Source organism: Floridaenema fluviatile BLCC-F154 (assembly GCF_041929135.1).
Classification (GTDB): domain Bacteria; phylum Cyanobacteriota; class Cyanobacteriia; order Cyanobacteriales; family Aerosakkonemataceae; genus Floridanema; species Floridanema fluviatile.
The window spans coordinates 134721-156572 of sequence record NZ_JBHFNS010000077.1 but is presented as its reverse complement, the minus strand read 5'-3'; the positions used below and the strand labels follow the sequence as shown (position 1 = coordinate 156572).

The 21852-nt window shown below is 39.7% G+C and carries 29 protein-coding genes and 1 pseudogene; 19 read left to right on the top strand and 11 right to left on the bottom strand.

Annotated elements, in window-relative coordinates; genetic code table 11:
- Nucleotides 1-5: 5 nt before the first annotated feature.
- Complete coding sequence (locus tag ACE1B6_RS21015; RefSeq protein WP_413259214.1) at nt 6-239, top strand: hypothetical protein; 234 nt, start codon at nt 6-8, stop codon at nt 237-239.
- A 48-nt stretch (nt 240-287) separates the two neighbouring features.
- Here the strand turns inward: ACE1B6_RS21015 and ACE1B6_RS21010 are convergent, their stop codons facing one another.
- Complete coding sequence (locus ACE1B6_RS21010; protein ID WP_413259213.1) at nt 288-782, bottom strand: ureidoglycolate lyase; 495 nt, start codon at nt 780-782, stop codon at nt 288-290.
- Between the two features lie 118 nt (nt 783-900).
- Here ACE1B6_RS21010 and ACE1B6_RS21005 point away from each other — a divergent pair, with 118 nt between their 5' ends.
- From ACE1B6_RS21005 to ACE1B6_RS20995, 3 genes are all read left to right on the top strand, one after another.
- The gene (locus tag ACE1B6_RS21005; protein WP_459563074.1) at nt 901-1980 is read left to right on the top strand and encodes a BMP family protein; all 1080 of its coding nucleotides are present in this window, start codon (nt 901-903) and stop codon (nt 1978-1980) included.
- A 61-nt stretch (nt 1981-2041) separates the two neighbouring features.
- Nucleotides 2042-3565 carry an ABC transporter ATP-binding protein gene (locus ACE1B6_RS21000; protein ID WP_413259211.1) on the top strand — a complete coding sequence of 508 codons (1524 nt, stop codon included), beginning with the start codon at nt 2042-2044 and terminating at the stop codon, nt 3563-3565.
- On the top strand, nt 3562-3957 hold the full coding sequence (locus ACE1B6_RS20995; protein WP_413259210.1) for a hypothetical protein: 396 nt from the start codon (nt 3562-3564) through the stop codon (nt 3955-3957). The genes ACE1B6_RS21000 and ACE1B6_RS20995 overlap by 4 nt, the downstream gene beginning before the upstream one ends.
- A 63-nt stretch (nt 3958-4020) precedes the next feature.
- Here the strand turns inward: ACE1B6_RS20995 and ACE1B6_RS20990 are convergent, their stop codons facing one another.
- The gene (locus tag ACE1B6_RS20990; protein ID WP_413259209.1) at nt 4021-4725 is read right to left on the bottom strand and encodes a hypothetical protein; all 705 of its coding nucleotides are present in this window, start codon (nt 4723-4725) and stop codon (nt 4021-4023) included.
- Nucleotides 4726-4814: 89 nt separating this feature from the next.
- Here ACE1B6_RS20990 and ACE1B6_RS20985 point away from each other — a divergent pair, with 89 nt between their 5' ends.
- On the top strand, nt 4815-5894 hold the full coding sequence (locus ACE1B6_RS20985) for an ABC transporter permease (RefSeq protein ID WP_459563073.1): 1080 nt from the start codon (nt 4815-4817) through the stop codon (nt 5892-5894).
- Nucleotides 5895-6071: 177 nt separating this feature from the next.
- Nucleotides 6072-7007 carry an ABC transporter permease gene (locus tag ACE1B6_RS20980; RefSeq protein WP_413259207.1) on the top strand — a complete coding sequence of 312 codons (936 nt, stop codon included), beginning with the start codon at nt 6072-6074 and terminating at the stop codon, nt 7005-7007.
- Nucleotides 7008-7227: 220 nt separating this feature from the next.
- Here ACE1B6_RS20980 and ACE1B6_RS20975 read toward each other — a convergent pair whose 3' ends face one another.
- A complete protein-coding gene (locus ACE1B6_RS20975) occupies nt 7228-7467 on the bottom strand; it encodes a type II toxin-antitoxin system HicA family toxin (protein WP_413259206.1) in 240 nt (79 codons plus the stop codon).
- Nucleotides 7467-7691: a type II toxin-antitoxin system HicB family antitoxin gene (locus ACE1B6_RS20970; RefSeq protein WP_413259246.1), complete on the bottom strand. Its 225-nt coding sequence runs from the start codon at nt 7689-7691 to the stop codon at nt 7467-7469. The genes ACE1B6_RS20975 and ACE1B6_RS20970 overlap by 1 nt, the downstream gene beginning before the upstream one ends.
- Nucleotides 7692-8098: 407 nt before the next feature.
- On the opposite strand from ACE1B6_RS20970, the gene ACE1B6_RS20965 reads away from it, so the two are divergent.
- Nucleotides 8099-8242, top strand: coding sequence for a hypothetical protein (locus ACE1B6_RS20965; RefSeq protein ID WP_413259205.1), 144 nt, complete (start codon nt 8099-8101; stop codon nt 8240-8242).
- A 74-nt stretch (nt 8243-8316) separates the two neighbouring features.
- Complete coding sequence (locus tag ACE1B6_RS20960; RefSeq protein ID WP_413259204.1) at nt 8317-8538, top strand: type II toxin-antitoxin system HicB family antitoxin; 222 nt, start codon at nt 8317-8319, stop codon at nt 8536-8538.
- Between the two features lie 16 nt (nt 8539-8554).
- Here the strand turns inward: ACE1B6_RS20960 and ACE1B6_RS20955 are convergent, their stop codons facing one another.
- Both ACE1B6_RS20955 and ACE1B6_RS20950 read right to left on the bottom strand, forming a co-directional pair.
- A complete protein-coding gene (locus tag ACE1B6_RS20955; RefSeq protein WP_413259203.1) occupies nt 8555-8980 on the bottom strand; it encodes an HNH endonuclease in 426 nt (141 codons plus the stop codon).
- Between the two features lie 6 nt (nt 8981-8986).
- Nucleotides 8987-9391, bottom strand: coding sequence for a hypothetical protein (locus ACE1B6_RS20950; RefSeq protein ID WP_413259202.1), 405 nt, complete (start codon nt 9389-9391; stop codon nt 8987-8989).
- 246 nt (nt 9392-9637) lie between these two features.
- Here ACE1B6_RS20950 and ACE1B6_RS20945 point away from each other — a divergent pair, with 246 nt between their 5' ends.
- A complete protein-coding gene (locus ACE1B6_RS20945; RefSeq protein ID WP_413259201.1) occupies nt 9638-9838 on the top strand; it encodes a hypothetical protein in 201 nt (66 codons plus the stop codon).
- Nucleotides 9839-9920: 82 nt separating this feature from the next.
- Here ACE1B6_RS20945 and ACE1B6_RS20940 read toward each other — a convergent pair whose 3' ends face one another.
- The 4 genes and pseudogenes from ACE1B6_RS20940 to ACE1B6_RS20925 form a co-directional block, all read right to left on the bottom strand.
- Complete coding sequence (locus tag ACE1B6_RS20940) at nt 9921-10325, bottom strand: hypothetical protein (RefSeq protein WP_413259200.1); 405 nt, start codon at nt 10323-10325, stop codon at nt 9921-9923.
- Nucleotides 10326-10447: 122 nt separating this feature from the next.
- On the bottom strand, nt 10448-11233 hold the full coding sequence (locus ACE1B6_RS20935) for a hypothetical protein (protein ID WP_413259199.1): 786 nt from the start codon (nt 11231-11233) through the stop codon (nt 10448-10450).
- A gap of 30 nt (nt 11234-11263) precedes the next feature.
- A complete protein-coding gene (locus tag ACE1B6_RS20930; RefSeq protein ID WP_413259247.1) occupies nt 11264-11617 on the bottom strand; it encodes a class I SAM-dependent methyltransferase in 354 nt (117 codons plus the stop codon).
- A gap of 24 nt (nt 11618-11641) precedes the next feature.
- Nucleotides 11642-12148 (bottom strand): annotated as a pseudogene (locus tag ACE1B6_RS20925) (DNA cytosine methyltransferase); the annotation flags it as partial.
- Between the two features lie 132 nt (nt 12149-12280).
- Here ACE1B6_RS20925 and ACE1B6_RS20920 point away from each other — a divergent pair.
- From ACE1B6_RS20920 to ACE1B6_RS20885, 8 genes are all read left to right on the top strand, one after another.
- Nucleotides 12281-12520 (top strand): helix-turn-helix domain-containing protein, encoded by a 240-nt coding sequence (locus tag ACE1B6_RS20920; protein ID WP_413259198.1) that lies wholly within the window; start codon nt 12281-12283, stop codon nt 12518-12520.
- Nucleotides 12517-13215: an HNH endonuclease gene (locus ACE1B6_RS20915; RefSeq protein ID WP_413259197.1), complete on the top strand. Its 699-nt coding sequence runs from the start codon at nt 12517-12519 to the stop codon at nt 13213-13215. The genes ACE1B6_RS20920 and ACE1B6_RS20915 overlap by 4 nt, the downstream gene beginning before the upstream one ends.
- 125 nt (nt 13216-13340) lie before the next feature.
- Nucleotides 13341-14675 (top strand): adenylosuccinate synthase, encoded by a 1335-nt coding sequence (locus ACE1B6_RS20910; RefSeq protein WP_413259196.1) that lies wholly within the window; start codon nt 13341-13343, stop codon nt 14673-14675.
- A 123-nt stretch (nt 14676-14798) separates the two neighbouring features.
- Nucleotides 14799-15392 (top strand): 50S ribosomal protein L25/general stress protein Ctc, encoded by a 594-nt coding sequence (locus ACE1B6_RS20905; RefSeq protein ID WP_413259195.1) that lies wholly within the window; start codon nt 14799-14801, stop codon nt 15390-15392.
- Nucleotides 15393-15485: 93 nt separating this feature from the next.
- On the top strand, nt 15486-17015 hold the full coding sequence (locus tag ACE1B6_RS20900; RefSeq protein ID WP_413259194.1) for a bifunctional aminoglycoside phosphotransferase/ATP-binding protein: 1530 nt from the start codon (nt 15486-15488) through the stop codon (nt 17013-17015).
- A gap of 134 nt (nt 17016-17149) precedes the next feature.
- Nucleotides 17150-17428 (top strand): hypothetical protein, encoded by a 279-nt coding sequence (locus ACE1B6_RS20895; RefSeq protein ID WP_413259193.1) that lies wholly within the window; start codon nt 17150-17152, stop codon nt 17426-17428.
- Nucleotides 17429-17441: 13 nt separating this feature from the next.
- On the top strand, nt 17442-18230 hold the full coding sequence (locus ACE1B6_RS20890) for a YdcF family protein (RefSeq protein ID WP_413259192.1): 789 nt from the start codon (nt 17442-17444) through the stop codon (nt 18228-18230).
- Nucleotides 18231-18282: 52 nt separating this feature from the next.
- Entirely contained in the window at nt 18283-18510 is a 228-nt protein-coding gene (locus ACE1B6_RS20885) for a hypothetical protein (protein ID WP_413259191.1), read from the top strand.
- Nucleotides 18511-18613: 103 nt separating this feature from the next.
- Here the strand turns inward: ACE1B6_RS20885 and ACE1B6_RS20880 are convergent, their stop codons facing one another.
- Nucleotides 18614-18838 carry a ferredoxin-thioredoxin reductase variable chain gene (locus ACE1B6_RS20880; protein ID WP_413259245.1) on the bottom strand — a complete coding sequence of 75 codons (225 nt, stop codon included), beginning with the start codon at nt 18836-18838 and terminating at the stop codon, nt 18614-18616.
- 316 nt (nt 18839-19154) lie between these two features.
- Between ACE1B6_RS20880 and ACE1B6_RS20875 the strand changes: the two genes are divergently transcribed.
- On the top strand, nt 19155-20564 hold the full coding sequence (locus tag ACE1B6_RS20875) for a hypothetical protein (protein ID WP_413259190.1): 1410 nt from the start codon (nt 19155-19157) through the stop codon (nt 20562-20564).
- Nucleotides 20565-20630: 66 nt separating this feature from the next.
- Complete coding sequence (locus ACE1B6_RS20870; protein ID WP_413259189.1) at nt 20631-21812, top strand: aldo/keto reductase; 1182 nt, start codon at nt 20631-20633, stop codon at nt 21810-21812.
- Nucleotides 21813-21852: the final 40 nt, after the last annotated feature.

Below are 21852 nucleotides of genomic sequence, written 5' to 3'. Positions count from 1 at the left end.
AAAATATGGAAAGAGTTAATAGAATTGATGGTTTTAGTTTCGGAAGAAAATCTCTTTCACCCAAAGAAAGAGAGAATTTGCGTCAAGAAAAACGGCAACAACAAAAAGAAGAGGGATATCAACTATTAGCAGAACTTTGTCGCTTGGGTGAGTATGATGCAGCGAGAAATTTGGCAAATAAGAACTCTATTTGGGGTTATGAAATAATTGATGGTGAAGTAATGGAAAAGGAAGTTTAATTACAGATCCTCGACTTCTTGAAGAAGTCGGGGATCTCGCATATATAACTAAACGAACTCAAATTCTAATTGATGACTTTGAGAAAAGTCATGAGTAAAATGATCCACTACATTTGTATCAGCAAGTTCTAAGTTATAAAAGTCTACAAATTCATGGTCAAAATATGGCCCAGCGTGCCAAGTACCTACTTCTAATTTAATAAAACAATTTCCGGGAATGTGAAAAGCGGCAATTTGTTCGATCGCAGGTCGATCGATGTTATTATTAGGAGGAGCAACCGCAATTAACCAATCTTTTCCTGCTAAAGAACCGAGACATTGGGTGCATTGAACATGACGAGTAATTTTGTGAAATTTGCGTCCTCTCTGAGTTAATTGCATAATATAAAATCGAGGAGTGCCATTTTGTAAATTTAACTGTGCATCTTCTGCATCAAAACTTTTGCCATCTTGACTGGGAAAAATTACTTGTCCGAAAGGACGAAAATTTTCTACAGTAATCAATTGTGAAGGAATTTGTTTCAAAACTAGTGATTGACTCATTGTTTTAACAAAATAGTTTATATTATTAATGTATATCAGAATACGGTCTGATTTGACAGAAAGAATTAACAGTATAACTAATCCAGTCTTTAAATTTGGTGAATCAGGCGATCGCAATATGTCTCAAAAACTTCCCAGACGACAATTTATTTATTACGCTTCCGCTGCTCTTGGTACTAGTTTATTACTAAAAGCTTGCGGTAACAGTTCCAATTCTCCCACCCCAAATGTAGGTAATACAACTAACAATAGCACTGCGGTTACTAATGGGAAAAACTTCAAAATAGCGATGGTTTTACCAGGAATTACTACTGATAAAGCCTGGAATCAAGCGGGTTTTCAAGGATTGGATACTGCCAAAAATCAATTAGGAGTAGAAACAGCTTTTGTGGAAAAAGTAGCACAAGCAGATCAAACAGAAGCTTTATCAGATTTTGCTAGACGTGGCTATAATGTAATATTTGCTCATGGCGGACAATTTGATGCAGCAATTCAACAAGTAGCACCCCAATTCCCTAAAACATTTTTTGTTGGTGTAAATGGTGCAGTACAAGGTGCAAATATGGCATCTTTACGAATCGATCATTTACAGACAAGTTATATTTGCGGCATTATTGGCGCTAATATGACAAAATCAAATAAACTTGCGTATTTATCAGCACAATCTTTTCAAGCAACTGATGAAGAATTACGCGGATTTGAGTTAGGTGCTAAATCAGTTAAACCGAACATCCAAATAACACCAAGTTACACAGGTGATTGGAATGATGCAGCGAAAGCAAAAGAAGCATCTTTAGCTTTAATTTCATCAGGCGTTGATGTAATTTATCAGTGGTTAGATAATGCTTCTCCTGCGGTTTTACAAACAGCAGAGGAAAAAGGAGTTTTTGCTTTTGGAAATACAACAGATCAATTAAATTTAGCACCGAAAGCAGTATTAACTAGTGCGGTAAAACGAATTGATTTAGCCATTGCTTATTTAGCTGACTTAGCAGTAAAAAATAATCTCAAAGGTGAAGTTTATACAATTGGTTTAGAAAGACCAGAAATTCTTTATATCGGCAAATTTAGCGATATGGTTCCGCAAGAATTACAACAGAAAGCATTGCAAACAAAGGAAGCAATTTTAGCTAAAAAAATAATGTTTGAACCTTGTCAGGAAAATGGGAAAAGTACCCGTTGTGTAAAGCAAGCATAGTTCATAAAACCCCCGACTTCTTCAACAAGACGGGGGTTTGTAGATTCGTAGCGGTTCAATAATGACTTACCTAAGACTGGAAAACATCACTAAAACCTTTGGCAACTTTATTGCTAATGACAATATTAACTTAACAGTTAATCAAGGTAGCATTCATGCTTTATTAGGGGAAAATGGTGCAGGTAAAACTACTTTAATGAACATCCTTTGTGGACTTTATCAACCAGATGCAGGAAAAATTTATTTAGAAAATAAACCTGTGCAAATTTTCTCACCTGCAATGGCAATTCAGCAGGGAATTGGGATGATTCACCAACATTTTATGTTAGTACCGCAACTAACTGTCACCGAAAATATTATTCTGGGAACTAAGTTAGATTTAAGGTTGAATTTATCAGAGAAAAGTCAAGAGATTTTCCAATTAGCGAAATCATTTAATCTAGATGTCGATCCTTTGGCGAAAGTGGGAGATTTACCTGTGGGAATTCAGCAAAGAATTGAAATTTTAAAAGCACTTTATCGCCAAGCAAAGTTATTAATTTTAGATGAACCAACAGCAGTATTAACACCGTCAGAGGTGAAAAATTTAGCGAGAATTTTACGGGAATTAGCCGATCGCGATCGCACCATCATCTTCATTAGCCACAAATTAGAAGAAGTAATGAACCTCTGCGATACAGTAACAGTTTTGCAACGAGGAAAAGTAGTAGCAAATTTACAAATTAAAGAAACAAACTCGCAAGAATTAGCCAGATTAATGGTAGGGAGAGAGGTATTATTTCAATTAGATAAATCTCCTCATACTTCGGGAAATGTAGTGTTAGAAGTGCAGAATTTACAGGTGAGAGATGAAAGAGATTTACCTGTGGTAAAAGATGTCTCTTTTCAATTGCATTCTGGGGAGATTTTAGGAATAGCGGGAGTAGATGGAAATGGACAGAGAGAATTAGCAGATGCGATATACCTGCGGTACGCTGACGCTAACGCCAACTTACGCCAAATTTCCGCCGGAACAATTAGCAAAAAAACCACCAATAAAAGTATAGCTTATATTCCCGAAGATCGGCAAAAAATGGGTTTAGTAATGGGTTTTAGCATTGCCAAAAATTTGATTCTCAAAACCTTTAAACTTCTCCCTTTTTGTCGTCGTTGGTTATTGCAATATCAGGTAATTAATCATCATGCTGCTGAAGCAATGGAAAACTTTGATATTCGCGCCGAAAATCCCGAAATTAAAGTTAGTCAACTTTCGGGAGGAAATCAACAAAAAGTAGTTTTGGCGCGGGAACTTTCGGGAAATCCCGATCTAATTATTGCCATGCAACCTACCAGAGGATTAGATGTAGGTGCGACAGAATATGTACAGCAAAAATTGTTAGCAGAAAGGGAAAGAGGCGCAGCAATTTTGTATATTTCTACTGAATTAGAAGAAGTGATGGCGGTTAGCGATCGGATTGCGGTAATGTATGAAGGTAAATTTATTGATATCCTAGACGCAACTACCGCGACTATCGAACAAGTGGGTTATTTAATGACTGGTGGTAAGGTTTTAGATTCAAAACGATCGGAGGTTAATACCCAATGATACTTTTTAAAAGTCTTATAGTTTGGGTAATTATTGTCTGTGGTGAAATCGCAAATGGAATCGCACGCACCCTGCTACTTGTACCCTACGTCGGTGATTTTCACGCCAGACAAATCGGAGTTTTCACAGGTGCAGTAATTATTCTAACAATTACCATTATTTTCATTAAATGGATTGGGGCAAAAAGTGTCTTTGAATTATTAGCTATTGGCTTACTTTGGCTGGTATTAATGCTAACATTTGAGGTGACATTCGGACTTTTTGTAGCAGGTTATTCCTGGGAAAGAATCGCCGCAGATTATAACCTACTCAAAGGCGGACTTTTACCAATCGGTATGTTCATATTAACGCTTTCACCTTTAATTGCCGCTAAATTTCGCCGCTTAATCTAACCATCCTACAACTAGAAATCCCTCTGTGTTCTCTGCGCCTCTGCGGTTCAAAAAATAGGCTATTTACTGAGGATTTTCTTTCGGTGGATTTGAACCTTCGGAATTATCAATTGTATTTCGCCATTCCACAGAAATTACTTTTGGATTACCTCTAATTCTTTGATTAACACTTCCCTCAAAATTAACTGTTCCTCCAGGTGCAATCGTACCAGGAATTTCCCGCGAACCTGTTTCAATTACTCGTTCTTCAGTTGGTTCCCCATCAGGTGTAGTATTGCGGACAATTGCAAAATTAACTTTAATATTTGACACCGGATTATTAGTATTATTTACCACAGTACCCCGAACAGTTCTCCCCCGAAATACGCTGCTAATTTCATTAACAGCAACCTCGCCTGTTACTGAGGAAGCTGTTGCTGTTGTTGGCATTGTTGGCGGGGGAGTAGGAGTAGTTTGAGTTGTGGGTGCTGGAGTATTTGTAGAAGTAGCAGTACAATATTCAGGAGGCCAATTTTGTCGAATTCTGGCTCTAGAATTAGCTAAACTTTGGATTTGGCGACGATAACTATTTAATTCGCTTTCCATTTGTGGTACTCTCGCTTTCATGCGATTTAAAACATGGATAGCTCTGCGCCATTGTTGAGTACAAATTGCCTGTTTGAGTTGTGCATTTAGTTCGGCATTAGTGTCAGTTTGAGATAAACTCGGACTAGCTAATAATCCCAGAATTGTGATTGTAGCGGCGCTAGCTAAAAATTTTCGGTTCATAGTGTTTGTTTTCTAGTAACTAGCATTTGCAACATATTATAAATTAAATTAAATCTACAATGTAAATTTGCTCATTCTTACGCTCAATGATGACAAAAAATCAGCCTATTTTACCGATTCTGCTCCCAATTTTATCGCCAATTGTGGCGATCGCATTCGCCTTACTAGTTGGTGCAATATTAATCGCCTTCAGTGGCAATAATCCTGTCATCGCTTATACAGTCCTCTTTAATGAATCACTGACAAACTATTATGGTTTCGGCAGCACTCTCACCAAAACAGCACCTTTATTATTAGCAGGTTTAGGAGTGTTAGTCGCCTTAAAAGCTGGACAATTTAACATTGGCGCAGAAGGGCAAATTTACATGGGTGGACTCGGTAGTACTTTAGTCGGGTTATATTTACCAGGATTACCTGCGTGGATTCATCTACCCTTAGCGTTATTAGGCGGATTTTTGTTTGGCGGAATTTGGGGCTCAATTCCCGGATACTTAAAAGCAGTACGGGGTGTAAATGAAGTAATTACTACATTGTTGCTTAACTATGTCGCTTTGAACTTGGTGGGATACTTGGTACAGCAACCTTTAATTGAACCAGGAGCGCCTAGTCCGTATTCTCCCTTACTCCCTGAAACATCTTGGTTGCCGATTATACTGCCGCAAACCCAAGCCCACGCCGGAATTTTAGTTGGGTTAATAGCGGCGATCGTTTTGTGGGTAGTGTTGGCGCGATCGCCTTTAGGATACCAAATCGCAGCGGTAGGAATGAACCCCACAGCGGCGCGATATGCCGGAATGTCGGTGAAACGCACTATTATACTGGTGATGGCGTTAGCGGGAGGTTTGGCGGGGTTAGCGGGTTCCTCGGAAGTTTTGGGGTTGAGGCATCGACTTTTCGATCAATTTTCGCCTGGATATGGGTATGATGCGATCGCGATCGCCTTTTTAAGTCGCGGAAACATCGCCGGAGTTGTCGCAACTTCCCTATTTTTCGGAGCACTTCGCAGCGGCGCAAATGTCATGCAACGCAGTGCAAATGTTCCGGTGACAGTGGTTTATGCAATTCAAGGTTTAACCGTATTATTTATTGCGATTAGTTTTGCTTTGGAAAGGAGATTTAAGTTTCAGGGATTTTTTAAACCGCAGATGCACGCAGATGAACGCAGATGATAGCAACATTTATTGGTTTAGGATTATAAATTATGGATTTTATTGAACCACGTTCGCGTAGCGGTGCGTGGTTAAAAAAATTCCTAAAATGGGGTAATAAACCCGGATTTAGTATTATATTTTAGGCAAAAGTCTCATTTATTTCTTCTCCCATCTGCGGTTAATTTTTGTTATTTTATGGACAACCTCAGCTTTTTCACCGACTATCTAATTGCCAGTTTACGCCTTGCAGTTCCTCTAGCTTTTGCCGCTTTAGGAGGACTTTTTTCCGAACGTTCAGGAGTAATTAATATTGCCTTAGAAGGAATGTTATTATCTGGTGCATTTGCTAGCGCCGTCGGAGCATTTTTTACAGGCAATGTTTGGGTAGGATTACTATTAGCAATTATCATCGGTGGCATAGTCGGACTTTTGCACGCTTACCTTTGTGTTAGTTTAAGAGTCGATCAGTTAGTATCAGGATTAGCAATTAATCTCACTGCTGTTGGTTTAACTTCCTTTTGGGCAAGAATCTTATTTAATAGTGGACAAGCACAAAAACTTCCCGGAATTAACACCATTGCCATCCCCGGATTAAAAAATATCCCCATTATCGGTTCTTTACTATTCAATCAAGACCCCTTAATTTACCTCTTATTCATCTTAGTTCCCCTCACCACCTATCTAATATTTCGCACTAGTTTAGGTTTATCTTTACGGGCGGTTGGAGAATATCCACGCGCCGCCGATACTGCGGGAGTTTCTGTTAGCTTAGTGCGTTATGTAGCTGTGATAATTAGCGGTTGTCTTGCCAGTTTAGGCGGAGCATATTTAACTTTAGTTCATGTTAACTTTTTCGTAGAAGGCATGAGTGCTGGTAAAGGTTTTATCGCTTTAGCTGCTTTAATTTTCGGTAGATGGCATCCCGTCAGCACTGCTTTTGCTTGTTTATTATTCGGTGCTACTGAAGCTTTACAATTGAGAATTCAAGCCTTTAATTTGAATATTCCTTATCAATTTTTAGTGATGTTACCTTATATAATTGCTCTATTAGCTTTAGTAGGATTAGCCGGAAAATCTACCCCTCCCGCCGCCCTTGGTAATCCTTATATTCCTGAAAGTCGAGATAGTTAAACCAATAAAAAACCCCACTCGTTCGCGGGGCAAAAGTTGCTGTTTGTTGTAGTTTCTCAGAGAGGATAGAGTTAAAAATATTTAATTTCTCTATATGACTTTAGTTTCTCACTCTAAGGTAAGTTATGACTTCCCCCATTCGTTTCACCCAACTGGGTGATCTTGGCAAGAAGCGATCTCCCCTAACCCACAACTATACTAGCCACAACTAAACTACATTTTAACTTTGCTCATACGCCGTTAAAAATTCTTCTCGCGATATCCCTGATTGGGTACAAATAGATCTAAGTGTTGAGCCTTTAATTTGTGAGTGATTTGGCATAGTTAATGGAGTGCTTGTTCCATCAGGATTTTGTCGCACCATCACTATATGTTCCCGTTCTCTAAGAATCACAAAACCGAGTAATTCCAATGCCCGAATAACTTTAGCTTTCGGAACATCTACAGGAAATTTAGCCATTAAATAGCTACCTCTGTTTCCGCAACAAAAACCTCGATAACGGGAGATTCTTCTACAAACACGGAGTTGCCAAAAGTCTCGATATGACAGCGGATAGCAGATTTAACATCAGCTAAGGCTTCTTCGTAGCTGTCGCCTTCTCCAACTACAACGCCTTTGATGCCAAGGGGATAGGCAATGTAGCCATCCTCATGTTTTTCGACAATTATTTTGATTTGTTTCATCACTAACACTCCAAATCCAAAACCGCATCAATCAAATAAAATAATGATATAATTAATAATTAATTATTTTTATTCCCAACCCCATGAGTTATGAATCTCTGCTACTAAGTTTGCCGCTACTCTTATCAGTAGTAATTATATTGCAACTCTTGCTAATATTCCTTGTTCTACAGAGAGAACCACGCTTAGTGCTGGAAGGTTTTAATATTCGGCGTGAAAGCAGAAAGCCAAAGCAAGAAACAACATCCAACACCATCAAATCAGAAAATCTTTGGGAAAATCCTCCCCCAGCATCAGAAGATCTCAAATCAACTGTTGAGGAATTTAAAGATAAGTATAACAGGAGCGATGCGTGGGATGGAGATTTTGTACTCTGAAAACTGTTCCCAACATTCAGAGAGACGAATTTGACTCAAGCAATTAGGGTTGATACCAGGAATGAGGAAGCAAAGGAATTTTGGTTGAAGCAAGGTTTTGTGCCTTTTAAAAAGACAAAACGCAGTCTATTTTTGCCAGTTAAAACCATTTTAAGAGAATTAGAAGTTGAATAGGGGATTAAGCGATCGCTCTTTTCCAATGGAACACTTATGAGTATTTGGAAACAAGCACAATTGGAGAATGAATAATGCGTTACGCTGTGGTAATTGAAAAAGCGAAAGGTAATTATTCCGCTTATGTTCCCGATTTACTTGGGTGCGTAAGTGTTGGCGATACTATAGAAGAATTGAAACAAAATATTCAAGAAGCGATCGCATTTCATTTAGAAGCAATACAAGAAGATGGTTTACCTATTGCTCAACCAACTACTGAATGCGAATATGTAGAAGTAGCAGCAATTGTCGGGTGATTAAGAAATTATAAACTTAGTTTGCCGGAGGATGCCAACCGCTAATTGCCCATCGTCGCCTAGCTGCAACTATAACTGAATTGTTCATTCTCAAACGTACAATTGTTGCTCGTCCAATGCTAGTTAAACCTTCAACTTTCGTACTATCAGAACTCCCAGAAAAATGCTCTGACCAATTCTGCGATCGCGGATTAAAAAGCGGTGCAGTTTCTCCTGTTAAAGGGTCTACAGCTTCGGTTGCATCACTCTTAAATTCATTGCAAGAACGACAGGCTAAACAAACATTTTCAAAGCTAGTTTCTCCACCTTTAGAAATAGGTTGAATATGATCGTAAGACATCGGAATGCCACTATTGGCTTCAGTAGTTAAACAATAGCAGCAACGTTGGCGATCGCTTTCTCCAATCAAATTTCTTAAACTTTCCGAAATATATGTAGACATGAATTATCAAAGCGTTGGTACGAGATTTCCCCGCCAACGAAGTAACACTGCTGCCTGTGCTTTTGTTAACATAAAAAGGTCAGCTTCTTGTCGCAATGCCATCAATTCTAAACGTTCCGCATCTGTGAGTGTACCGTTAGAATTTCTCTCTAAAAGAGAGTCGTATCGTTCCATTTCTCCTGCTGTTTTCCGACTATTAACAATCTGCCATAAAGTATTGTCGTCTAGTTTATCCAAAGCCGCAATATCAGCTTGAAACTCTTCTGGTACATCATCCCACTGTGGAGGACTACCAACTTGTAAAGCATGGAGGATAACTTCTTCAATCGATCGCTGTGTCGCATTAGCAGTATTCACCAAGCGTTGATAAAGTATTTCTGGAATTTGAAGGGTAATAGTTTCAGTTGGCATATTTTCTAGGTTTAGGCTTCGGAAGCTATGTGATCTTTTTTAGTCTATCCAAGACTTTGTTTCAAAGTTTGATCGCGTTGGCGTAGCGCGATCGCACTTCTACACTCAACCAACCAAGCAAGCGATCGCATTTCATTTAGAAGCAATGCAAGAAGATGGCTTACCTATTCCTCAACCAACTACTGAATGCGAATATGTAGAAGTAGCCACAGTACGATAATTGGTAATTTGTATAATGTGTAAACAATGATGACACCACTAGAGTTAAGAGAAAAAGGTTATCAGATTTTGGTCAGCAATTTGGGACAGTCTGATGCGATTCGCTTTTTGCAACAAATGGGATGGGGACAAGGTAACTATACCCAAGAACGAGGTGAAATTTTGGATTCTGTAACGCGGGAGGAGTTTTGGCAGGATTTACAGAGAATTAGAAAGGGGAATCTTTGACCCAGAAATGTGATTTCTTTGTTCGATCGCTTTGGGAAATTAGATTTCTTAAACTTTCCGAAATATAGGTAGACATGAATTATCAAAGCGTTGGTACGAGATTTCCCCGCCAGCGAAGTAACACTGCTGCCTGTGCTTTTCTTAACATAAAAAGGTCAGCTTCTTGCCGCAATGCCATCAATTCTAAACGTTCCGATTCTGTGAGTGTACAGTTAGAATTTCTCTCTAAAAGAGAGTCGTATCTTTTCATTTCCGCTGCTGTTTTCCGACTATTAACAATCTGCCATAAAGTATCGTCGTCTAGTTTATCCAAAGCCGCAATATCAGCTTGAAACTCTTCTGGTACATCATCCCACTGTGGAGGACTACCAACTTGTAAAGCATGGAGGATAACTTCTTCAATCGATCGCTGTGTCGCATTAGCAGTATTGACCAAGCGTTGATAAAGTATTTCTGGAATTTGAAGGGTAATAGTTTCAGTTGTCATAGGAATTATTAATGAGTTTTTTCATAGTTTCCGTCACTGCTGGGGTTGGAGGTTGGGGTGCGATCGCACTTATACATTTTGGACAATACAGACAAATTTTATGGTTGAACGCTTTATCCTCCTCAAAGTCCCCAATATTCATCTTTAAAAATGTTGAATTCTTTAGGTATTCTTTTGAAAAAAAACTTGTTTAGCTCCCATATAATTATTAAAACTGATGTCATAATTATAATTATATATATTACGTTTGCTGTATATAAAACCCCAATATTATTAATGCTATTAATTATAGTACCTAACACAGATGAAATTACAGCCGTTGCTGCTGAGAAAATAGCAACACTAATTTCTTGGCCTTTAGAAAATAACTCATTAGATACCAAGCGAAGTTTACCAACACCTTTTACCCTTCCATAGATTTCAAAGTTTTTACTATCTTCCCCAGTATGAACGATTTGAATAATAGCGCCATCGTGTTTATCTAAATAATCAAAGTTTAAAATTACATCTGGATTACCGCTTTGAAAATTAAAATTAAATTGGTTAACCTTATCCTTTTCATATATTAGCTTAACATCAAGAATATTGTAACCACTGCTTAAAACTATTTTGATAGGATCTGCTGCCGCAATATCCTTTCTGTCTATAGTTTCATTACCCGCATTCCAAAAAGCTATTCTGGTAACAGTTAGTCTTTCTATTTTATGTCCAGCATAGTACATCTCTAATAATTTACTTTTACTGGCAATATCTTCTATTATTCCTACACTACGAATAGCATAACAAGGTCTTTTGACTTTTATATTTACAACAGTTATAATTACTCCTAAAACGCTTATTATAGAGATAGCAAGCACAAACCAAGGGTTAGTTACTAAAGAATTAAGCCAATTTGAAGATTGAGTCATTTTACTTTTTCTCTACTACCAACAATTTTCCTAACTTTTACCTTCTATTTCAATTATTCTTCTGCCAATCCATTCGGCAATTCCGGGGACGACTGCGTTGCCAAGGAGTCTCCCTCGGCGACCGTCCATCCGGGAGGAAACCCCATTAATCTTTCCCACTCTGTCCAAGTCAAGTTTCTCGCCACAGAGTATTGGTCGGTCTGAATGACCTCCTTGATGTCCTCCAGTTTGGGCGCGTAACGTGGGGCAGACGCTTTTTGCCAGGGTATACCCGAAGCCACCGCGACGTTGTACCACAAGCGGAGTGTCTCCGATAGCGCCTTCACGAATACTCGATCGAGTTTGCGTCCCGCTCGATTTTCGCGCCGCAGAATCCCCAGACAATTCGCTGCTGTCAGTAAAGATTCCATAGGCACGTTTCGATCTAAAACTGGCAATAAAGAACACTCTGTCTCGGTCGTGAGGTATACCCGTATGGAGAGCGTTACACGATAGCCATCCCCCCAAATACCCGTGCGTTTCCAGCGTGTCGATAACGACCTCAAGAGCGGTTCCTTGCTCTGCCGAGAGCAACCCCGGCACGTTTTCCAAGACCAACCACGCTGGCTGAACTTCTGCAACAAGTTCCATAAATTTGTAGAAAAGTCCGCTTCTTTCTCCTGCAAGTCCTTTTCGTTCCGTGTTGGCATTGCTGAGGTCTTGACAGGGCCATCCTGCACACCATAAGTCAGCGGTAGGGATAGTTGAACAAATGAGGGTTCTGATGTCTCCATGAATCGGTACTTTAGGCCAGTGGCGTTTCAAAATTTTTTGGCAAAATTCATCAATTTCACATTGAAATACTACTTGCATTCCTGCTCTTTCAAAACCTAGATCGAACCCGCCAATACCTGCAAAAAATGAAGCAACTCGCATTATTGTAGTTCTTTGCTAAAACACTTTCATCAAAGTTTGTGGCTTGATTAGCCTTATAGACGAAAATCGTCTACAAAGTCACTAGCCCTCAAGATATCATTCCCGATCGTAGTTGAAAAATATACTTCTCAAATGGGCGAGGCTAACATTAGCGGCCCAAGAATCAAGCAGGCTCGTGAAATACTAGGGTGGCAGCAAAGCGATCTAGCTGCGGCGCTGGAAGTAGACTTTAATATCAAACTAGATCAATCTGACATCTCAGAAATAGAGCGACAAAAACGCGGTGTCAAAGACTTTGAGCTAGATGCGATTTCTAGGTTGCTCCGAGTAAGTCCTGTTTGGCTTTTGCGTGGCGAGGAATCTTCCTCATGAGTGAAATGGAAGTCAACCGTGAGGAATGGCTCACAAATGCCTGTGCTGGATTTGTGACCACTAAACCAGCTAATAGAAATTATTACAGATTAATACTGGAAACTCTTTGGCCTTCGGGACATGATATTCCGGGGCCAATTGTTCTCTTATCACGCATCCGCCAAGTAATAGATGATTTTAGAGCAACAGACGAACCTTACCAAGATGTACCCAGACGAATCCGCGAGTTGCAAGGGGAAGAAGGATTTTTAGGAATAGTTAGGTTGGGTAGTGGCAAGAAAACAAGATATCAATTAGTAAGTTTAGAAATTGGCCCTCAACGCGAACAGAGAATAAAACTAAGTGATACGTTTTGGGAGAAAATTCTTAGGAAATATCAACATCGTTGTGCCGTTTGTGGTAGACAACCACCAGTTGTGAGTTTAGAACAAGACCACAAAATTCCCCGCTTGAGGGGTGGCGGTAACGAGGAAGATAATTGGCAACCTTTGTGTAGAGAATGTAATAACTTTAAAAGTACTGCTTGTCGAGGTTGCGATCTTGAGTGTAACCAGTGCGCTTGGGCATTTCCTGAAAAGTTTGCTCCCATTAAAATTTCTTCTTTAAATATTCAAAGATTGAGAGATCTGGCGCTGAAAAACGGAGTTAGCCCAGATTCATTATTAAATGAGATAATTGAAAGGTTTTTTGCATAAAAATATAACAGCAATAAACTCGGTTTTACTAAAAACTATCTTAAGATTCCCTGTTACCTTGACAACAGTCCCCATTTCTGCTAAAAATAGAGATTTGTGGAAACTTTAGCAATTTTAATAAACCTTTGGCTAACGTTATTGTAATTGGAGCCCAGTGGGGCGATGAAGGAAAAGGCAAGATAACAGATTTACTGAGTAAATCAGCAGATGTAGTAGTACGTTATCAAGGGGGTGTCAATGCTGGACACACCGTTGTAGTTCAGGGACAAACCTTTAAGCTGCATCTGATTCCTTCTGGCATATTGTATCCAGAAACCCAGTGCATCATTGGTTCTGGCACTGTCATTGACCCCAAAGTGTTGATTGGAGAGTTGGATCAGTTGAAAGAACTGAAGATCTCCACCGCAAATTTAATGATTTCCCAGACGGCGCACGTCACGATGCCTTATCATCGCATGATTGACCAAGCATCGGAAGAACGGCGTGGGGATTTCAAAATTGGTACTACAGGTCGGGGAATTGGCCCTACTTATGCCGATAAGTCCGAGCGAACTGGTATCCGTATTTTAGACTTGATCGATCCAGAGGTGCTGCGCGAACAGTTGCACTGGACAATTAATTACAAAAACGCGATTCTGGAAAAACTATACAATTTGCCGCCTCTTGACCCGGAAGCGGTAATAGAGGAGTATTTAGGCTATGCGGAGCGTTTGCGACCTCATGTAGTCGATTGCTCTTTAAAAATTTACGATGCAGTGCAGCACAAGCGCAATATCCTATTTGAAGGAGCGCAAGGTACGCTTTTAGATTTGGATCACGGTACTTATCCTTACGTTACCTCTTCTAATCCGGTGGCTGGTGGGGCTTGCGTGGGGGCGGGTGTTGGGCCGACAATGATCGATCGCGTGATCGGCGTATCCAAAGCTTACACCACCAGAGTCGGCGAAGGGCCTTTTCCTACCGAATTAGGCGGTACACTAGGAGAGTTGCTCTGCGATCGCGGTGCAGAATTCGGCACCACCACCGGACGGAAACGCCGTTGTGGTTGGTTTGATGCTGTAATTGGTCGCTATGCGGTGCGAATTAATGGCATTGACTGTCTGGCGATTACCAAACTCGACGTTCTCGACGAACTCGACGAAATTAAAGTTTGTGTTGCTTACGAAATAGATGGTCAACGCTGCGAGGATTTTCCTAGCAGTTCTCGTATTTTTGCCAATTGTCGCCCAATCTATGAAACTTTACCAGGTTGGAAACAATCAACGGCAGACTGTCGCACTCTAGAAGACTTACCTAGCAAAGCTTTGGACTATCTGAAATTCCTCGCGGAATTGATGAAAGTGCCGATCGCGATCGTCTCTTTAGGCGCAAGTCGCGACCAAACCATCATCGTCGAAGATCCAATTCACGGCCCCAAAAGAGCATTATTGCATCCCGACGGCACACCTGTATCTGTCTGAAAATCTCATCTCTAAATTTCTTCAATTAGATATGGATTTTCCCAGAATCAACATTGGCAAATAAACAAATTGCCAACCTAACCTAACCTCGAAAAATCTCAAATTAAACTCTAAAATCGGAAAATGGAACTCACAGTTGAATGTCAAAAGCGTACAGCAGAATCTAAACCTAATACTCTGCGTCGCAATGGTTTAATTCCCGCCGTTTTATACGGTCATGATGGCACTGAATCAGTTGCTTTGACAATGAACGCTAAAGTAGCGGAAACATTAGTCAAAAAAGCCTCTCTAAATAACACGCTGATTAATTTGAACATCCCTGATGCTTCTTGGAGTGGTAAAACTCTACTGCGGGAAGTGCAAACTCATCCGGCAAAAGGTTTTATTTATCACCTCAGCTTTTTTGCTGTAGCGTCACAAAAGAGTCTAGAAGTAGAAGTACCTCTGCATTTTGTTGGTGAAGCAGTAGGTGTAAAACTAAGTGGTGGAATGTTAGATCCGGTAATGAACGAAGTGACAGTACAATGTCCTCCTGACAAAATTCCTGATGCCATTGAAATTGATGTTTCTGGTTTGGATGTTGGCGATGCGTTGCATATTCGGGAAATACCTTTACCCGCAGGCGTTCAAGTAGTTGGAGATCCCGATCAAGTAGTTGCTAGTGTGCTGCGACTTCAAGGTGCAACAACAGAGGAAACAGAATCAGCTGCTGAGTAAATTTTGCTCAAATAAAGGTATGATTTGTTTACTAGACCAGGGTTCTATACCCTGGTTTTTTTCTGTTTGTAATTTGTAATTTGTAGGTAAAAAATGAGTGAAACTAACTTGCCTCCGGTAATTCAAGAAATGTTAAAACCTGGATTTTATCCTCATCCAGTAAAAGAACCCATTAAGTTAATTCAAACTCATGTTTCTTTTGTTTTATTGACTGGAGATTACGCTTATAAACTGAAAAAAGCAGTGAATTTTGGCTTTTTAGATTATTCTACTTTGGAATTACGAGAGCATTTTTGCCGCCAAGAATTAGAAATGAATAAACGTGGCGCTGCGGAGATTTATTTGCAAGTTTTACCGATTACTCAAGGAGATAATAAGTTTGAGTTGGCGGGAAGTGGTGAAGCTGTTGAATATGCTTTGAAAATGTGTCAGTTTCCCCAAGATAATCTGTTGATTAATCTGTTTCAACAGGGTAAATTGACAGAAGAAATGGTGGAAGATTTGGGGAGGTTAGTGGCACAATTCCACAGTAAATGTCCAACTAATGATTATATTCTTTCTTTTGGAGAAGTTGCTCAAGTTCGTCAGGCTTTTGATGAAAATTATGCCCAAACTGCTAAGTATATTGGGTTGGCGCAAACTCAAGAGCAATTTGATGCGACTAAGGAGTTTACTGATAATTTCTTTGCTACAAAACAAGAGGTTTTAACTAGTAGAATCAAAAACCGGAAGATTCGGGAATGTCACGGAGATTTACATTTAGGAAATATTTGTCTTTGGGATGGCAAAATTCTTTTGTTTGATTGCATTGAGTTTAATGAACCGTTCCGGTTTGTTGATGTAATGTATGATGTGGCTTATGGGGTAATGAATTTTTTCGTGGGAGGTCATCGCGATTTAGCTAATGCTTATTTAAACACTTACTTAGAAGAAAGTGGTGATTGGGAAGGTTTACAAGTTTTGCCTTTATATGTGAGTCGTCAGGCTTATGTGAGAGCAAAAATTACTTCTTTTCTGTTGGACGATCCGAGTATTCCTGATGCTGATAAAGAGCAAGCTAAATTTGCAGCTACTCAATATTATAAAATGGCTTGTGACTGCACTAAATTAGGGCAGGGAAGTTTAATTATGATGTCGGGTGTTTCGGGTTCTGGAAAGAGTACTGTTGCGAAAAAAATTGCTCGACAAAATAATGCTATTCATATTCGTTCTGATGCGGTAAGAAAGCATTTGGCTGGTGTATCTTTGTCGGAAAAGGGAGGGGAAGATTTATATACTCCTGAAATGACGGAAAGAACTTATTCTAGGTTGTTGGAGTTAGGAATTTTGCTGGCTTCGGTGGGTCATTCGGTGATTTTGGATGCTAAGTACGATCGCCAATCTCTCCGCCAACCAGTAATCACAGCCGCAACAAAAAATCACTTACCTTTACAAATTTTACACTGCACTGCGCCGGAAGCAGTTTTGCGCGATCGCCTGAACTCCCGCACAAGCGACATCTCTGATGCTACTGCTAACCTGTTAACCAGTCAATTAGCTAATGCGGAAAGTTTCACAGAAGAAGAAAAAGTTTTTGTGAAGACTTTGGATACTACCCAAGATTTAACGGCACAATTAAATTAAGGAAATGCTGAAAGGGAAAGGTACGTTTAAAACTTTTCCCTTAATTTGGAGGCTTTTTTTAGGAAACCACTCCAAGGAGTTCGCAACTGAATAAAACTGCTATATCTGCACTTACAGTTAGTTTACTTTTCTTGGTGGCTTTCTTGTTACTGGGAAAAGGTTTTCTTTGGAGTTTCGGTTTAGCATTTGTAGCGGGAATAGCTACGGGATGGATAATTACTGGATGGCAAAGCCAAGAGTTACCCGATCCCCAAAAAATTCCTCCCGAATTAACCGGAACTGAAGAGGAAAAGGAGAAAAATAAAAAGGAAAATAAATTTAAAAAACGGCGACCAAAACGTTATCGCCGTCAACCTCAAAAAAGTTGGTTTTTCTGGAAAAATCCGCGCCGTCCTCCGAAAAAACGTCGTTAAAATTTAAGGAAAAATGTTCTTATTTCTCTCTAAATTACTACCAATTTTCATTTATCCTTTAGGATTATCTTGCCTGTTGCTGATTGCCGCTTTTATTATGATTTGGCGGCAACCAAAATGGGCAGCAGGGTTAATTTCTCTGGCGTTGATTATCCTATTTTTATTCAGTAATGCTTGGGTTTCTAGTGCCTTGATGCGCTCTTTGGAATGGCAAAATATTCCTGAAGGTGAATTGCCAAATGCTGCGGCTATTGTGATTTTAGGCGGCAGTGTTGTCCCAAAAGTGCCGCCTCGTCCTTGGGTGGAAATTAGCGAAGAAGGCGATCGCATCCTCTACGGCGCAAAATTATATCGAGAAGGCAAAGCCGCAAAAGTTATCTTAAGTGGCGGACGCATTAATTGGAAAAATACAGGTGCTTCGGAATCTCAAGATATGGCAGAACTTGTGGAAACTATGGGAGTTCCCCAATCAGCAATTCTCCAAGATCCGACTTCTTTAAACACTTATGAAAACGCGGTTAATGTCCGCAAAATTCTCGATTCCCAAGGCATAGAACGGCGGGTTTTATTAGTTACTTCGGCACTTCATACACCGCGATCGCTAGCAATTTTTAAGCGTCAAGGAATAGATGCTATTCCTGCTCCCACTGATTTTATTACTATAGAACAAGACCCAAACCAAAACACTTGGCAAGGAGCAGTGTTAGAATTCCTCCCGGATGCAGGAAGATTAGCCAATAGCACTCGTGCTTTAAAAGAGTACATCGGCATTGTAATTTACCGACTCCGCGGTTGGCTGTAGCAATTTTAGATTTTAGATTGGCAGAACTTTAGCACCCAAGCACCCAAAGATTATGTCAGAAGAATTAAGACGCATTATTCCTACTCCGCCTCCACCAGCAGACGAAGTGTTTGCCGTTCAACAGGTAAGCGGAGAATTTTATCGGGAAGTGCAGTATCGAGAAGAATTTGAGCGCCACTGCCAATGGTATTACATGACAGCTGAGCGCCACCGACAAGAGTTAAAACAAATGCGAAGTGAACTGTGTATTTTTAGTTGGTTTCTCAGAGGTCGCCGCTAGTGCCAGAAGGCAGACGGCAGAAGGCAGAAGGCAGAAGGGAAGAAGGTTTTTCTGTTCACTTTTTTCCCATTTTCAACTGCTGAATAATTTCTGCCACGCTGGATTATTCTACTAGTTCTACCTCATTGTCGCGAAAATGAGCTTTGAATTTTTTACTAAATTTGACCTGTACAGGAAGGTTAGCACTCACAGGTCTACCTTGCCACTCATGTATGATCGCGACAATTTCTCCTTCCAAACCCTTAATATCAAAGGGTTGACCACGATGTTCAGGATGATGGTAAACAATGACTGACTGTTTAACCCGGATGCGATCGCCAATTTTCATAAACTCCTGTGTTTCCTTTTGAGGCACCTTCACCATGATTTTTAGATAATGAAGCAATCACAGGTTAGCAGTTAACCCAATGACAGCTTAAATAAATAACGACTTTGTTAATCTTTGCACAGAAGCGGCCTCAATTAGTTCCCGTCTAAATACTCATTGTAGGCAAGATCGGACTTAAAAAGCGTAATATCCTGTTCTTTTGCATCAGTATTGTACGCTAGAGGGGGATTTTGTCGAAAGATTGTCTGCTAAACTCGTCTCTACAATTAGACAATATCAGAAGGATTTCAATCTAAAATCTAAAATCTAAAATCTAATGACTTCAACTTATACTCTCAAAAAATCCCCGCGTCGTTTCCTGTGGCTACAACGTATCCTTGCCATTATCGCCTTAGCCAACTTGCTTTTAGTTTTCTTTGACCTGAGTTATATTCCTTGGCGGGACTTTTACTGGCATCACTTTCCCGATGTCACTAAATTTTATGACCAAGTAAAGGGCATTGAACCGCATCGGGATACCCAGCAATATCTAAAGCGAGTCGATGAATTGGAAGCTTATGTAGCAGCGGATACTTTGCAGTCACCGGAAGTAGAAGCAGTTTTGGCAGACTTGCGTTTGTTGAGTAATCAAATGATTGAAGATAATCCATTTACGATCGCAAATAAAAGCGGTTTGTTGGAAAAGATTAAAAACCTGATTCGCGATCGCCTGGAGCAAAATTCTGCCCATCAAGCTTTTAATACTTTTTGGAGTTCCGCATATTTTTCCCAAGTGGGTTGGTCATCAGAAATTAGCTTTTTTAATTCTGCGATTCGTCCCTTGATTGAAACGAACTATTATCGTCATATCGATACTAATAGTAAATTTATCGATCGATTCTGGAAACTTGACCTACCCTTTATTATTTTGTTCGCCCTCGATTACCTAATCCGAACTTTTGCTATTAGTCGCAGTAATCCAAATTTAACTTGGTTAGAAGCCATGTTGCGACGTTGGTATGACATATTTTTACTTTTACCTTTTTGGCGATGGTTAAGAGTAATTCCCGTATTAATTCGCCTCAATCAAGCAGAGTTGGTTGATTTAAAACCATTCCGAAACCAAATTAACCGAGATTTTGTCACTAATTTTGCCCAAGAAATTACCGAGGTTGTCGGAGTAAGAATGATTGATGGAATGCAAAATGCAATTCATCGAGGTGATGTAGCGAATTGGATGTTTAATTCTGAAAGTCGCCGTCCTTATATTGATATTAATAATACTAATGAATTGAGAGCGATCGCATCCCGATTAATTTACCTCAGCATCTACGATGTACTTCCCCAAGTTCGCATAGAAGTCGAAGCATTACTGCAATATCTGATTAAAAGCGCCCTCAATCAATCCCCGATTTACCAACAACTAAACAACATTCCTGGTGTTAATAGATTACCCAATCAACTAGCAGACAACTTAGCGAAAGACATCTCCCAAAGCAGTTACAAAACCATCAAAGCCGCCCTAGAAGATCCTGAAATAGCCAAACTCACTTCTGAATTAATCACCAACTTTGCCAACTCCCTAGCAGAAGAATTGCAGAAACAACCCAATCTTGAAGAAATCGAAAATCTCCTAATAGATATGCTGGAAGAAATTAAAATCAACTACATCAAAGATCTTGAACTACAAGGGGTAGAAAAAACCTTAGAAGAATCTTCCCAGTTGCGCCAAATTGTTCAACAGTAGTCATTTCACCCATGAAATTTTGCTAAATTATTGAAAATAAATCCCAGAGTAGTGAGTTAACGAACAATGCAGTATCGACGCTTTGGACGGACAAATATTTCTATTCCCCTGTTTTCTTGTGGCGGAATGAGATATCAATATAAATGGCATGATGTTCCAGGGTGGCGCATTCCTTGGCATAAACAAAGGAATTTAGAAGCAACAATTCGGCGATCGATCGAACTAGGAATTAACCACATTGAAACCGCCAGAGGTTATGGCACCTCCGAATTACAATTAGGCAGAATTTTACCCAAATTTCCTCGCGATAAAATCATTGTCCAAACCAAAATTTCCCCGAATGCCGACCCGCAAGAATTTGCCAAAACCTTTGAAAAATCTCTCGGTAATTTGCGCTTAGAATATGTCGATTTATTGGGAATACATGGTATTAATAACGCCGAATTACTAGATTACACAGTTCGTCCCGGTGGATGCTTAGAAGTAGCGCAAAAACTCCAAAAACAAGGCAGAATCAGGTTTATTGGTTTTTCTACTCATGGCTCAACAAATATTATTACTCAAGCCATAGAAACAAATCAATTCGATTACGTCAATTTACATTGGTATTATATCAATCAAACTAATTGGTCAGCCATAGAAGCAGCGACAAAACATGACATGGGCGTATTTATTATTAGCCCTTCCGACAAAGGCGGAAAACTTTACAACCCGCCCCCAAAATTAGTAGACTTATGCTATCCTCTCAGCCCAATGGTGTTTAATGATTTGTTCTGCTTAAATCATTCCCAAGTACATACTTTAAGCTTAGGTGCGGCTAAACCAACAGATTTTGACGAACATTTAAAAACCTTACCTTTGCTAGATCAAGCTGATGAGATTTTACCGCCAATTTTAGCCAGATTGGAAACAGAAGCAATGAAAGTTTTAGGGGAAAATTGGGTAAAAACTTGGCACATTGGTTTACCTTATCAGGAAGAAACACCGGGAAATATTAACATTCCGGTAATTTTATGGTTGCGGAATTTGGCGCTAGCTTACGATATGTATGATTATGCCAAAATGCGCTATAACTTATTAGGAAATGCTAGTCATTGGTTCCCTGGAAATAAAGCCGATCGAGTTAAACAATTCGACTTGCGTCAATGTTTAATCAATAGTCCTCATGCCGATCGAATTCCCGCTTTGTTAGAAGAAGCACATCAGTTATTAGGTGGAGAAGAAGTTAAACGCCTTTCGCAACAATAAAGATGTTTAAAATGCGTTTAAACTGAGAAAGTGAAAGATT